Origin of the sequence: Mesorhizobium sp. AR10 (genome assembly GCF_024746795.1) — a bacterium.
Classification (GTDB): domain Bacteria; phylum Pseudomonadota; class Alphaproteobacteria; order Rhizobiales; family Rhizobiaceae; genus Mesorhizobium.
In genome coordinates this window covers 3,219,327-3,232,298 of record NZ_CP080524.1, presented here as the reverse complement: position 1 = coordinate 3,232,298, position 12,972 = coordinate 3,219,327, and the positions used below count along the sequence as shown (strand labels likewise).

Genomic DNA, 12,972 nt, shown 5'->3' with positions numbered 1-12,972 from the left:
GCGACTCGACGCTACTTCGCCGTCTCGATCTGGCCGCGGATCTCGCCGTCCTTGTTGGCCGCGGTATGGACGTTGACGTAGTATTTGCCTGCCTCCAGGTCAGCCGCCTGAGCGTCGGTCAGCGTCGCCGATCCCTTGATCGGGCTCTTCAGCTTGCCTTTGAACGGGATCACGACGCCAGCGTTGGCACCCGTCGCAGCCGGGCCGTGAATGTGCGCCGCCGTCGCCGGTCCGCTGAGGCCGGAATACTTCACCGTCCAGCTGAGCTTCTTGGTGGTCGTGTCGAAGCCAAGAGTTGCCGTGCCCTTGCCTTTGGTGGTGACGGGCGGGTTCTGTTGGCCGCCATCGAGCGTCGCCTTCATCTTCACCGTATCGGCCAAGGCCGGTGAAACAACCAGAATAGAAGCCGAAATGGCCAGCGCCGAAAGCATCGGCGTGAAGGTTCGCATACGCATGGAAATCTCCGTTGGGTGGGTGACATCCGGTGAGGACGCCATTCCCACAACGGTTTGGCCAGCCGATGTTTCCCGGGGTAACGGCGATTTGACGTCGCAGCAAAAAGGGACGATCGCCCGCCCCTTTTCTGGATTTCGGTGAGGGCAACAGTCAGACGGCCGCCAGCGCCTGCGTCAGGTCGGCGATCAAATCGTCCGGGTGCTCGACGCCAATTGACAGCCTGACCGTGGTCTCAAGCACGCCGATGCGTTGGCGCACGTCGAAGGGAATACCCGAATGGGTCATGGCCGCAGGGTGACTGGCCAGCGATTCCGTTCCGCCAAGGCTTACCGCCAGCTTGAAGATCTGCAGCCCGTTGAGAAAAGCGAAAGCCGCTTTCTGCCCGCCGCGAATGTCGAACGAGAACGTCGAGCCGGCGCCGGTGCACTGTGCCCGATAGGCGCGGCCAGCGGCCGTGTCCTCGCCCAGGAACGGCAGGTAGTGCACTTTTTCAACCTTGGCATGATCGCGCAGGAATTCGGCGACCATGCGCGCATTGTCATTCGCCCGCTCCATGCGGATCGACAGCGTCTCCAGCGAACGGCCGAGCATCCAGCAGGAATGCGGATCGAGCTGCGTGCCGATCGCGCCGCGCAGCGCCTTGATCGGCTTGGTCACCGCCTTGCTGCCCATGGCCGCACCCGCGATCAGGTCGGAATGGCCGCCGACATATTTGGTCAGCGAATAGACGGAAACATCGGCCCCGTGTTCGATGGGCCGCTGGAACACCGGGCCGAGCAGCGTGTTGTCGCAGACGATGATCGGCGCCGCACCTTGGCCCGCGCCGATCTCGTCGGCGATCTTCCGCATCAGCGCGATATCAACCAGGCTGTTGGTCGGATTTGACGGCGTCTCGATCAGGATGACCGAGATACGGCCCTTCGCGGCTGCGGCGTCGGCAGCCGCGCGCACGGCCGTCTCGTCGACGCCATCAGCGAAGCCGACAGCACCGATGCCGAAGCTGGCAAGCGTGCGCGTCAAAAGCGTCTCGGTGCCGCCGTAAAGCGGTTGCGAATGCAGGATGACGTCGCCCGGGCGGGCATAGGCCAGCAGCGTCGTCGCGATCGCCGACATGCCGGACGAGAACAGGATGCAGGCATCCGTCCCCTCATAGATCGCCAGCCGGTCCTCGACGATCTCGCTGTTGGGATGGTTGAAGCGCGAATAGACCAGACCGGAAGCCGTGCCGCTCGGAGGTTCCTTGCGGCCGGAGGTGTAGTCGAAGAAGTCACGCCCCTCTTCCGCCGACTTGAACACGAAGGTCGAGGTGAGGAACACCGGTGGCTTGACGGCGCCCTCCGAAAGCTGCGGATCGAAGCCGTAGCTCAGCATCAGCGTCTCCGGGTGTAGCTTGTGGTTGCCGATATGGGTTTTCGAAGGGCGCGGCGCGGTCATGGTTTTTCCTGCTTTTTGAGGAGTGTCGCGCGGCAATTTATGCGATCCCCATCGCGCAGTCCTTGCTATTTTTGGCCCCACATGGCTGCATTCTCGCAACGAATTGCCTCAGGGGACGCAAAGTGCAGCAGAAGATAGCCGACGATTTCGACCGCAAGATCCTGCGTGAACTGCAGGCCGACGCTCGCATTACCAACAACGAGCTTGCCGAGCGCATCGGCCTGTCGCCGTCGCCCTGCCTGAGGCGCGTGCGGCGGCTGGAGGAGACCGGTGTCATCAGAGGCTACACTACACTGGTCGATCCAGCTGCTTTCGGCTGGAGCATGGTCGCCATCGCCACCGTCCGGCTAAGCCGTCAGAACGAGGACGAGATCGTCATGTTCGAGGAAGCGATCCGCGGCTGGGAAGAGGTGCTGGAATGCCACCTCGTTACTGGTTCGCGTGACTATGTTCTGAAGGTGGTGACAGGCAGCCTCGACCAGTACGAGCGCTTCATCAAGGAAAAGATCGCGCGGCTGAAATGCGTCGCCTCGATCGAGACCAGCTTCGTTATGAACACCATAAAAGAACGGCGCCTCTGACACTTGGCCGAAGGCGCCGCTCTCTAGATCAGGATACTGGCTAGGCTTACTTGATCGCCTTGTCGGTGATGGCGGTCGTGTAGGCGCCGGTCGGCTCCTTGGTGATGATCTTCTGGTCGAGCAGCGCCTTGGCGGTGCGCTCGTAGGTGGCCGGATCGAGCTTGCCGTCGGCATTGTCGATCAGCTTGGCGACTTCACCCATCATGCGCTTCTGGTGGTTCTCATCCTGGCCGCCATTGTCCATGACGATGCCGGCCGCCTCGTCGGAATTGTCGACGGCGTATTTCCAGCCCTTCATCGAGGCGCGTACGAAACGCACCATCTTGTCTTCGAAGGCCGGATCCTTGAGCTTGTCCTCAGAGGCATAGAGCCCGTCCTCAAGCAGGTCGTTGCCCATGGCCGAGTAGTTGAACACGGTCAGCTCTTCCGGCTTGTAACCAGCGTCGATGAGCTGCCAGTACTCGTTGTAGGTCATGACCGAGATGCAGTCCGCCTGCTTCTGGATCAGCGGCTGCACATCGAAGCTTTGCTTGAGAACGGTAACGCCGTCCGGGCCGCCTTCGGTCTTCAGGCCGAGCTTGTTCATCCACGCATAGAACGGATACTCGTTGCCGAAGAACCAGACGCCGAGCGTATGGCCCTTGAAGTCGGCTTCGGTCTTGATCGGGCCGTCCTTCGGGCAGACCAGCTCCATGCCGGCCTTCTTGAACGGCTGGGCGATGTTGACCAGCGGCACGCCCTTTTCGCGCGCAGCCAGCGCGCCGCCCATCCAGTCGACGATGACATCGGCGCCGCCGCCGGCGATCACCTGCTCCGGCGCAATATCGGGACCGCCGGGCTTGATGTCGACGTCGAGGCCCTCGGCTTCATAAAAGCCCTTGGCCTTGGCGACATAGTAGCCGGCAAATTGGGCCTGCGTGACCCATTTCAGCTGCAGCGTCACCTTGTCTGCGGCCATGGCCTGGAACGCGGCAAGCGACATCGCGCCGGCCAGAACAGGAACAATCAGTTTTTTCATGTTTTTACCCTCTGAAGTTAACACCCTAAACCCACCGCCCTATCCACCACGGACAGAGGGATGCCAAAACGTGACGGCTCTCTCGAAAAGAGCGACCACGCCATAAAAGACCGAACCCGCAAGTGCTGCAACAGCGATTTCGGCCCAGACCATGTCGATGTTCATCCGCCCGACCTCCGTCGAAATGCGGAATCCCATGCCGACGACGGGCGTGCCGAAGAACTCGGCGACGATGGCGCCGATCAACGCCAGCGTCGAATTGATCTTCAGCGCGTTGAAGATGAAAGGCGCGGCGGCCGGCAGCCGCAACTTGAACAGTGTCTGCCAGTAGCCGGACGCATAGGTGCGCATCAGGTCGCGCTCCATATGGCCGGAGGCGGTGAGACCGGCGACCGTATTCACCAGCATCGGGAAGAAGGTCATGATGATGACCACCGCCGCCTTGGACTGCCAGTCGAAGCCGAACCACATGACCATGATCGGCGCGACGCCGATGATCGGCAGCGCCGAGACCATGTTGCCGATCGGCAGCAGGCCGCGGCGCAGGAACGGTACGCGGTCGGCCAGGATGGCAGCGATGAAGCCTGCGCCGCTGCCCACGACATAGCCGAATATCACCGCCTTGAAGATGGTCTGCCGCACGTCGGCGGCCAGCACCGGCAGCGAACTGGCAATGCGCACGCCGATGGCGCTTGGCGGCGGCAACAGAATGAAGGGAATGCCGGCGCCGCGCGTCACCGCTTCCCAGATGATCAGGATCCAGGCGCCGAAGATCGCAGGAATAATCAGGCGAAGAGCCAAGGTGGCGTTGCGGGAGCGTGGACGAAGCGACGAGAGCACCGCAACGCAACGCCAGGCGAGAAGCCATGCTGCAGCAAGCACCAGAAAGAATGGCGACCGCGCCAGACCTTCGAAGCCCGCGATGCCACCAACCAGCAGCCAGGCGACCAGATGCGCACCGATGAAGAGCACGATAGCTTCGACGATGGGCGGTATCCTGGTCATCGAGATCAAAGCGGCGAGAAGCAGCGCGCCGAAGATCAGCCAAACGGTCCCCACATAGGGATAGACCAAGGTCCCGGCAGGCTGCGCGAGTGGATCGACCTTTGCCGAGGCGATGGCCCCAAGCGCGACAGCGATCAGGCCCAGCACGAGCGCCAGAACCGCTTGCCAGGACGGCTTCAGCCAGTTCATGCCGGCCTCCCGCCCATGGCGCGGTCAACGACGCGCCCGGCGATGCCGACGATCATTACCAGAAGTGCAGCCACGATCGAGCCGGCGACCAGCGCCGACCAGATGTCGATGGACTGGCTGTAATAGGCGCCGGCGAGCAGCTTGGCGCCGATGCCGGCGACCGCGCCGGTCGGCAATTCGCCGACAATGGCGCCGACCAGGCTTGCCGCCACCGCCACCTTCATCGAGGTGAACAGGAACGGCACCGAGGCCGGTACGCGCAATTTCCAGAAGGTCTGCGCGCCGCTGGCATTGTAGGTGTGCATCAGGTCGAGATGCATGATCTCGGGCGAGCGCAACCCCTTCACCATGCCCACGGTCACCGGGAAGAACGACAGATAGGTCGAAATCAGCGCCTTCGGGATCAGCCCGGTGATGCCGATCGCCGCCAGCACGACGATGATCATCGGCGCTACCGCCAGGATCGGAATGGTCTGCGAGGCAATGATCCATGGCATCAGGCTGCGGTCGAGCGTCGCCACATGCACGATGCCGACGGCAATGACGATGCCGAGCGTGGTGCCGAAGGCGAAGCCGAGCAGTGTCGAGGACAGCGTCACCCAGGCATTGTAGACAAGGCTGCGGTTCGAGGTGACGCTGCGCAGGAAAGTGCTCTCGAAGAAGTTCACCGCCACCTGGTGCGGCGCCGGCAATGTCGGCTTCGGCTGCGCCAGCGTCTTGCCGATGAATTCCACGACACCCGGCGCCTCATTGGCGCGGCGATCGAGATCGCGCTGGAACGGCGCGTTGAGGATGACGGCCATGACATACCAGACGACGACCACACCCAAAAGGATTGAGGTCACCGGGACGAGCTTGTCGCGAAAGCTATCCATCTAGCTGGCTCCCTCCTCTCCCCAACGGGGAGAGGGTGGCCGGAGCGAAGCGGAGGTCGGGTGAGGGGGTAGAAATCTTTCCATCGAGGCAAGCCAAGATCGTGTCAAGGACCGCTCGGCCAAAACTTCGTGGTTCCAGAAGCGCAGAACCGCATAGCCACGGCCATTCAGCCAAGCTGTTCGGGCGGGATCGGTTGGTGAATCCGCGTGTTGGCTGCCATCGAGTTCGACAATCAGCCCCTTCTCGCGACAAACGAAATCGGCGATGAAAGGTCCAAGCGGCACTTGCCTCACAAACTTGTAGCCGTTGAGATGGCGGCCTCTCAGTTCCCCCCAAAGGCGGTATTCAGCCTCGGTTTCGTCCATCCGCAGCTTTCGAGCGCGAGCGGTTGCCCCGACCTTTCTTTTGGTCGGATCTCTCAGCGCCGCCCCCTCACCCGACCTCCGCTTCGCTCCGGCCACCCTCTCCCCGTCGGGGAGAGGAGGGAGCTCGTCCTGCGCCCGCTCAATCATCATAGCTGTGCCCTGCCCTGAGGCCGTCGCGCACGCGCGCCGCGATCGCCAGGAACTCCGGCGTCTCTCGGATGTCCAGCGGCCGCTTTTTCGGCAGCGTCGATTCGATGATATCGCTGACCCGGCCCGGACGCGGCGACATGACGACGATCCGCGTCGAGAGATAGACCGCCTCGGGAATGGAGTGGGTGACGAAGCAGATGGTCTTGTTCGTCCGCTCCCACAGTTCCAGCAGCTGTTCGTTGAGATGGTCGCGCACGATCTCGTCCAGCGCGCCGAACGGTTCGTCCATCAACAGAAGGTCGGCGTCGAAGGCCAGCGCCCGCGCGATCGAGGCGCGCTGCTGCATGCCGCCGGAAAGCTGCCAGGGATATTTCTTCTCGAAGCCGCTGAGGTTGACGAGGTCGAGCGTGCGCTTGATCCGCGCCGCCTGCTCCGCGCTGGACAGACCGATGATCTCCAGCGGCAGCCCCACATTGCGCTCGATCGTGCGCCATGGAAACAGCGCTGCGGCCTGGAAGACATAGCCATAGGCGCGTTTCTCGCGTGCCTGCTCGGGCGTCATGCCGTTGACCGAAATGGTCCCCGATGTCGGCTTCTCCAGATCGGCGATGACGCGCAGCAGAGTGGTTTTGCCGCAGCCGGATGGGCCGATGAAGGACACGAATTCGCCCTTGCCGATGGTCAGATCGACATTGGACAGCGCCTGCACCGGACCGTCATTGGTCTGAAAGGTGAGGCCGAGATTGCTTGCCGAAACGACGGCTGGCGAAATCCCCGTCATCGGCCGCAGCCTGCCTGTTCGTGCCGCTGCGGCGCCGGCTGGAATCCCATTGCTTTTGCCCTGGTGTTGTTTTTCACTCGTCCTGTCCCACTCGATCGAGAGTTTGCCCGATGTCGCCTAAACCCACTTGTCATCTTATCCGCCCCGAAAGCTCTTATGAAGGCAAGCAGGGATTGACCTATTTCGCCGGCATCGCCGCTGAAACGGTCGGCTCCTCCGGCATCTGCATGCATTTGCTGACCATGCCGCCCGGCGCCCGCGCCAAGGCGCATCTGCATGAAAACCATGAGACGGCGATCTACGTGCTCTCTGGCGAGGTGCACACCTGGTACGGCGAACGGCTCGAACAGCATATCGTCGTCAAGGCCGGCGACCTCTTCTACATCCCGGCCGGCGTCCCACATCTGCCCGCCAACCTCAGCAAAACCCCCTCTTCGGCGGTCATCGCCCGCACCGACCCCAACGAACAGGAAAGCGTCGTCCTGTTGCCGGAGTTGGATGGACTGGTCGCCTGACATCGGCACCAATGCAAAGACCGTCATCGGCACCGGGCCACTTCCCCCATGACCTTGCCGTCCTCATCGGCAATCACCAGCTTCTTGGCATTCTTGGGGCTGCGCTTCACCGTGAACTGTATTGGCGATTGGCCGTCTTCGCCTTCCGCCGCGCATAGCGTTTTGAGTACCAGTGAGCCGTCAGGTTTCGTCTGGGTTTCGGTGACGGTGCAAGCACTGGCCGCGGTGATAAATTCCTTGTCGGTCAAAAGCAGCATGTCCTCGGCATAGACTTCTTGGCCGTTCTTGTTGATGCAGCCAGACTTGTTGCCATAGGGCTTGGACAGGTCAATGGTCGCCGCCAAAGCCTGGCCGGCCGCCATCGCGACAAACGCGGCAACAAGCAGACGAAAACCGCACACGCTGGCTTGCGTCACATCCCCCTCCGAAACGTCATGAACATGATTTCAGCGGCCCGACTTCCTCAAGGTCGGGAATGGTCACGAAGAAACCGTCGGCTCCCCTGTTGGTAACCTTCACGGTCTCGGGCGTCTCCCCTTCCTCGCCCTCCGCGAAACAGGTCGAGCTCAAGGACTGCGTACCTGGCTTCGTCACCAGTTGCTGAGCGAAGCGGCAACCGCTGCCATAGGTTTCGACGCCGTCGGCGGTGAGCACGACATATTCATCGCTATCCTGACAACCGGCGAGAACGCCTGCGCAGCCGACATCGTTGCCATAGGAGCCGGCCAGAACGTCCGCAGCCGTCGAACCGGCGGCAATGATCGCTACGACCAATGAGAGCAGCGCTGCCGGACTGGCCAAGCTCAAACCCCGGTCGCCGGAATGCCGCTGCGTTCGACCTTGCGCGGCGCCGAGATTTCCTTCCAGGTCGACAGCGCCCGGTTGACCGCTGCATTCGGCTCGCGGGCGACGAATTCGCCATGGCCGGGCTTTGCCTTGACCTCGGCCTCCTCGATCGACAGTTCGCCGCGCGAGAACACGAAGCGCGGCAGGCCGGTCACCTCAAAACCTTCGAAGACGTTGTAGTCGATCACCGACTGCTGCTTCTTGGCCGAGATCTTCTTCTTGCGCTTCGGGTCCCAGACAAGGATGTCGGCATCGGCGCCTTCGACGATGGCGCCCTTCTTCGGATACATGTTGAGGATCTTGGCGATGTTGGTCGAGGTCACCGCGACGAACTCGTTCATCGTCAACCTCCCGGTGTTGACGCCCGTGGTCCACAGCACCGGCAAGCGGTCCTCGAGCCCGCCTGTGCCGTTCGGGATCTTGGTGAAATCACCGACGCCGTTGCGCTTCTGCTTGGTGGTGAAGGCACAGTGGTCGGTCGCCACCACTTGCAGAGATCCAGCCTGCAGGCCGGCCCACAGCGAATCCTGATGCAACTTGTTGCGGAAGGGCGGGCTCATCACGCGACGCGCCGCATGGTCCCAGTCCTTGTTGAAATACTCGCTCTCGTCGAGTGTCAGATGCTGGACCAGCGGCTCGCCGAACACCCGCATGCCCTTCTGACGGGCGCGGCGTATGGCTTCATGGCTCTGCTCGCACGAGACGTGCACGACATAGAGCGGCACGCCAGCCATGTCGGCGATCATGATGGCGCGGTTGGTCGCCTCGCCTTCCACTTCCGGCGGGCGCGAATAGGCATGGCCCTCCGGCCCGTTGTTGCCGGCGGCCAGAAGCTTCTGCGAAAGCGCCGCGACCACGTCGCCATTCTCGGCATGCACCAGCGGCAGCGCGCCGAGATCGGCGCAGCGCTGGAACGACGCATACATCTCGTCGTCGTCGACCATCAGCGCGCCCTTGTAGGCCATGAAATGCTTGAACGAGGTGATGCCCTTGTCGACCACGGTTGCCATCTCGTCGAACACCTGCTTGCCCCACCAGGTGATCGCCATGTGGAAGGAGTAGTCGCAGGCAGCCTTCGAGGTCTTGTTGTCCCACATCTGCAAGGCTTCCAGCAGCGACTGCTGCGGTGACGGCAGGCAGAAATCGACGACCATCGTCGTGCCGCCGGCAAGCGCGGCGCGCGTGCCGGACTCGAAATCGTCGGCCGAGTAAGTACCCATGAACGGCATTTCGAGATGCGTATGCGGGTCGATGCCGCCCGGCATCACATAGCAGCCGGTGGCGTCGAACTCGTGGTCGCCATGCAGGTTCGAGCCGATGGCGACGATCTTGCCGTGCTGCATCAGCAAATCGGCCTTCCACGTGCGGTCGGCAGTGACGATGGTGCCGTTTCGGATGACTTTGGTCATTTTCTTGTTCCCTTGTTCTCTTCGCGCTTCTTTGCGAGCGGCGTTTGGAATTCAGATTTCTAGGCTCACTCCACGATGACAGCCGTCTCCACCACCGCGTGGAACAGCACGTCGGCGCCGGCCGCCGCCCATTCCTTGGAGATGTCCTCGGCCTCATTGTGCGACAGCCCGTCGACGCAGGGGCACATCACCATCGCGGTAGGCGCGACGCGGTTGATCCAGCAGGCGTCGTGGCCGGCGCCGGAGACGATGTTGCGATGCGAGTAGCCAAGCCGGTCGGCGGCGTCGCGGATCGCCTTGACGCAGCCCGCGTCGAATGTGACCGGATCGAAATGGCCGACCTGCTCGATCGCATATTTGATGTCGAGTGCATCGCAGATCGTGTCGATGCCTTCACGGACACGGCCATCCATGGCGTCCAGAACTTCCTTTTCCGGCGAGCGGATGTCAATGGTGAACACTGTGCGCCCGGCAATGATGTTGCGCGAGTTCGGATAGACCTCCATGTGGCCGACAGCACCCACGGCGTCGGGCTGGTAGTCCATGGCGATCTCGTGCACCAGTTCGATCACCCGCGCCATGCCGAGCCCGGCATTGCGTCGCTTGGGCATCGGCGTCGAGCCGGTGTGCGCCTCCTTGCCGGCCAGGGTCACCTGCAGCCATTTCAGCCCCTGGCCATGGGTGACGACGCCGATGTCGATGCCCTCGTCCTCGAGGATCGGCCCCTGCTCGATATGCAGTTCGAAGAAGGCGTGGATTTTGCGATCGCCGACTTTCTCGGTGCCCTTCCAGCCGATGCGTTGGAGTTCCTCGCCGAATTTCTTGCCCTGCTTGTCGACATGCTCATAGACGTCGGCCTGATCGAGGACGCCGGCGAAAACACCGGACGCCATCATTGCCGGTGCAAAGCGCGCGCCTTCCTCGTTGGTCCAGTTGGTGACGACGATCGGGTGCTTGGTCTTGATCCCGAGATCGTTGAGCGAGCGCACGACTTCGAGCCCACCGAGTACGCCGAGCACGCCGTCATATTTGCCGCCGGTCGGCTGGGTGTCGAGATGACTGCCGACGTAGACCGGCGGCAAGCTGGGATCGGTGCCTTCGCGGCGGGCAAACATGGTGCCCATCTCGTCGAGGCCCATTTCGAGCCCTGCCGCTTCGCACCAGCGCTTGAACAGATGCCGCCCTTCGCCGTCCTCGTCGGTCACGGTCTGGCGATTGTTGCCGCCGGCAACGCCGGGGCCAATCTTCGCCATCTCCATTATCGAATCCCACAAACGGTCTGAATTGATTCGCAGATTCTCGCCGGGTGCGGCCATGCTCTAAAACCTTCTCGAATGTGGATCGCCGGCGTCCCCCTCCCCCTCGAGGGGAGGGTGGCCGCGAAGCGGTCGGGTGGGGTCGTCGAACATGCGCTCGACCTTCCCCTTGACCACCTCCGCGACATGCCACGCGCTGTTTATGACATCGGGCTCGTCAACACGGAAGACATCAAACCCGAGCGAGCGCAGATAGGCATCACGAACGGCATCGTGTCGTTTGCCCTTCTCGTCTTCGTGCAGATCACCATCGACCTCCACTACCAGCTTCACAGAGAGGCAAGCGAAGTCGACGATATAAGGCCCTATCGGACACTGGCGGCGGAACTTGATGCCGACTGATTTCAGCTCGCGCAGTTCATACCACAACAGCGATTCACCTTTGGTCGCGTGAACTCGAAGCGCGCGCGCCTTTTGGCGCATTTCGAAGCTCACGCGGGTACGGGGCATCAGGAACGACCCCGCAGCAAAGGATCAGGTCGGCGCACTTCGCCACCGACCCCACCCGGCCGCTTTGCGGCCACCCTCCCCTCGAGGGGGAGGGAAAGCTGCGCCCGGTTTGTCAATCTATCGACCTCAACACTTCACGCACATGGTCGATCAATTCGTTGATCTGGCCCTTGGTGATGATCAGCGGCGGCGACAGCGCGATGATGTCGCCGGTGGTGCGGATCAGCGCCCCGTGCTCGAACGCCTTGACGAAGGCCGAGAAGGCGCGCTTTGTCGGGCTGCCCGGAATGGGGGCCAGTTCGATCGCGCCGATCAGGCCGATGTTTCTGATATCGATGACGTTCGGCTCGCCCTTCAGCGAGTGCAACGCGTCTTCCCAATAGGGCGCCAGTTCCTCACCGCGGGTCAGCAGACCCTCTTCCTTGTAGGTGTCGAGCGTGCCGAGGGCCGCTGCGCAGGCGATCGGATTGCCCGAATAGGTATAGCCGTGGAAAAATTCGATCATGTGCTCGGGGCCGGTCATGAAGGCGTCGTGGATTTCCTTCTTCACGAATACCGCGCCCATCGGAATGACGCCGTTGGAGACGCCCTTGGCGGTGGTCATGATGTCTGGTGTGACGCCGAAATAATCGGCGGCGAACGGCGTGCCGAGGCGGCCGAAACCGGTGATGACCTCGTCGAAGATCAACAGGATGCCGTGCTTGGTGCAGATCTCGCGCAGCTTCTGCAGGTAACCTTTCGGCGGCAGGATCACGCCGGTGGAACCGGCAACCGGCTCGACAATGACGGCGGCAATGGTCGAGGCGTCATGCAGCGCAACGATGCGCTCCAGTTCGTTCGCCAGCTCAGCGCCATGCTCGGGCACGCCCTTGGTGAAGGCGTTCTTTTCCGGCAGATGCGTATGCGGCATGTGGTCGACGCCTCCGAGTAGCGTGCCGAACATCTTGCGGTTGGTGACGATGCCGCCGACCGAGATGCCGCCGAAATTGACGCCGTGATAACCGCGCTCGCGGCCGATCAGGCGGGTGCGTGAGCCCTCCCCCTTGGCGCGGTGATAGGCGATCGCCATCTTCAGCGCGGTATCGACCGATTCCGATCCGGAATTGGTGAAGAACACATGGTCCATGCCCTTCGGCGCGAGGTCGACCAGCCGGTTGGCCAGTTCGAACACGATCGGATGACCCATCTGGAAGGCCGGCGCATAGTCGAGCTCGGCCGCCTGGTGCTGGATCGCCTCGGTGATCTTCGGCCGGCAATGGCCGGCATTGACGCACCACAGGCCGGCGGTGCCGTCCAGCACCTTGCGCCCATCGCTCGTCGTGTAATGCATGTCCTTGGCGGACACCATCATGCGCGGCGCCTGCTTGAACTGCCGGTTTGCCGTGAATGGCATCCAGAATGCGCTGAGATCGTTCGGCGTGACTTTCAGCCGGTTGGACATGACCAAGACTTCCCCTTGTAACCTGTTTCGGTGCGGCTAACGCTTGGTCTTCCCAACACTTGGTCTTCGCGACGTTTTCGTGCTACGCAAATTTTTGACCGATTGGACAAACGTTAGCACCGCCCTGTCGGCGGTCAAGG

At 62.2% G+C, this 12,972-nt stretch carries 15 protein-coding genes; 2 read left to right on the top strand and 13 right to left on the bottom strand.

The window, feature by feature from the left end; translation table 11 throughout:
• Positions 1-11: 11 nt before the first annotated feature.
• Together LHFGNBLO_RS19110 and LHFGNBLO_RS19105 are read right to left on the bottom strand one after the other, a co-directional pair.
• Complete coding sequence (locus LHFGNBLO_RS19110) at positions 12-455, bottom strand: CHRD domain-containing protein (protein WP_258600762.1); 444 nt, start codon at positions 453-455, stop codon at positions 12-14.
• A 151-nt stretch (positions 456-606) separates the two neighbouring features.
• Complete coding sequence (locus tag LHFGNBLO_RS19105) at positions 607-1,890, bottom strand: cystathionine gamma-synthase family protein (RefSeq protein ID WP_258600761.1); 1,284 nt, start codon at positions 1,888-1,890, stop codon at positions 607-609.
• Between the two features lie 122 nt (positions 1,891-2,012).
• On the opposite strand from LHFGNBLO_RS19105, the gene LHFGNBLO_RS19100 reads away from it, so the two are divergent.
• Complete coding sequence (locus LHFGNBLO_RS19100) at positions 2,013-2,471, top strand: Lrp/AsnC family transcriptional regulator (protein WP_258600760.1); 459 nt, start codon at positions 2,013-2,015, stop codon at positions 2,469-2,471.
• Between the two features lie 46 nt (positions 2,472-2,517).
• Here LHFGNBLO_RS19100 and LHFGNBLO_RS19095 read toward each other — a convergent pair whose 3' ends face one another.
• The 5 genes from LHFGNBLO_RS19095 to LHFGNBLO_RS19075 all read right to left on the bottom strand — a co-directional run bounded on the left by LHFGNBLO_RS19095 (position 2,518) and on the right by LHFGNBLO_RS19075 (position 6,855).
• Complete coding sequence (locus tag LHFGNBLO_RS19095; RefSeq protein WP_258600759.1) at positions 2,518-3,489, bottom strand: ABC transporter substrate-binding protein; 972 nt, start codon at positions 3,487-3,489, stop codon at positions 2,518-2,520.
• A 39-nt stretch (positions 3,490-3,528) separates the two neighbouring features.
• Positions 3,529-4,683: an ABC transporter permease gene (locus tag LHFGNBLO_RS19090; RefSeq protein WP_258600758.1), complete on the bottom strand. Its 1,155-nt coding sequence runs from the start codon at positions 4,681-4,683 to the stop codon at positions 3,529-3,531.
• On the bottom strand, positions 4,680-5,558 hold the full coding sequence (locus tag LHFGNBLO_RS19085; RefSeq protein ID WP_258600757.1) for an ABC transporter permease: 879 nt from the start codon (positions 5,556-5,558) through the stop codon (positions 4,680-4,682). The genes LHFGNBLO_RS19090 and LHFGNBLO_RS19085 overlap by 4 nt, the downstream gene beginning before the upstream one ends.
• Positions 5,559-5,924: an endonuclease domain-containing protein gene (locus LHFGNBLO_RS19080; protein WP_258600756.1), complete on the bottom strand. Its 366-nt coding sequence runs from the start codon at positions 5,922-5,924 to the stop codon at positions 5,559-5,561. It abuts the gene before it with no gap.
• Positions 5,925-6,063: 139 nt separating this feature from the next.
• Positions 6,064-6,855 carry an ABC transporter ATP-binding protein gene (locus tag LHFGNBLO_RS19075; RefSeq protein WP_258600755.1) on the bottom strand — a complete coding sequence of 264 codons (792 nt, stop codon included), beginning with the start codon at positions 6,853-6,855 and terminating at the stop codon, positions 6,064-6,066.
• 110 nt (positions 6,856-6,965) lie between these two features.
• On the opposite strand from LHFGNBLO_RS19075, the gene LHFGNBLO_RS19070 reads away from it, so the two are divergent.
• Positions 6,966-7,370, top strand: coding sequence for a cupin domain-containing protein (locus LHFGNBLO_RS19070; RefSeq protein WP_258600754.1), 405 nt, complete (start codon positions 6,966-6,968; stop codon positions 7,368-7,370).
• Positions 7,371-7,393: 23 nt separating this feature from the next.
• On the opposite strand, the gene LHFGNBLO_RS19065 is transcribed toward LHFGNBLO_RS19070, so the two are convergent.
• The 6 genes from LHFGNBLO_RS19065 to LHFGNBLO_RS19040 form a co-directional block, all read right to left on the bottom strand.
• Positions 7,394-7,786 carry a hypothetical protein gene (locus LHFGNBLO_RS19065; protein ID WP_258600752.1) on the bottom strand — a complete coding sequence of 131 codons (393 nt, stop codon included), beginning with the start codon at positions 7,784-7,786 and terminating at the stop codon, positions 7,394-7,396.
• Positions 7,787-7,802: 16 nt separating this feature from the next.
• Positions 7,803-8,171, bottom strand: a complete 369-nt coding sequence (locus LHFGNBLO_RS19060) for a hypothetical protein (protein ID WP_258600751.1) — start codon at positions 8,169-8,171, stop codon at positions 7,803-7,805.
• A 2-nt stretch (positions 8,172-8,173) separates the two neighbouring features.
• Positions 8,174-9,625, bottom strand: coding sequence for a dihydropyrimidinase (gene hydA / locus LHFGNBLO_RS19055; protein WP_258600750.1), 1,452 nt, complete (start codon positions 9,623-9,625; stop codon positions 8,174-8,176).
• 65 nt (positions 9,626-9,690) lie between these two features.
• Complete coding sequence (locus tag LHFGNBLO_RS19050; protein WP_258600748.1) at positions 9,691-10,941, bottom strand: Zn-dependent hydrolase; 1,251 nt, start codon at positions 10,939-10,941, stop codon at positions 9,691-9,693.
• Between the two features lie 3 nt (positions 10,942-10,944).
• Positions 10,945-11,391 (bottom strand): endonuclease domain-containing protein, encoded by a 447-nt coding sequence (locus LHFGNBLO_RS19045; RefSeq protein WP_258600747.1) that lies wholly within the window; start codon positions 11,389-11,391, stop codon positions 10,945-10,947.
• 112 nt (positions 11,392-11,503) lie between these two features.
• Positions 11,504-12,832 carry an aspartate aminotransferase family protein gene (locus LHFGNBLO_RS19040; RefSeq protein ID WP_258600746.1) on the bottom strand — a complete coding sequence of 443 codons (1,329 nt, stop codon included), beginning with the start codon at positions 12,830-12,832 and terminating at the stop codon, positions 11,504-11,506.
• Positions 12,833-12,972 lie beyond the last annotated feature (140 nt).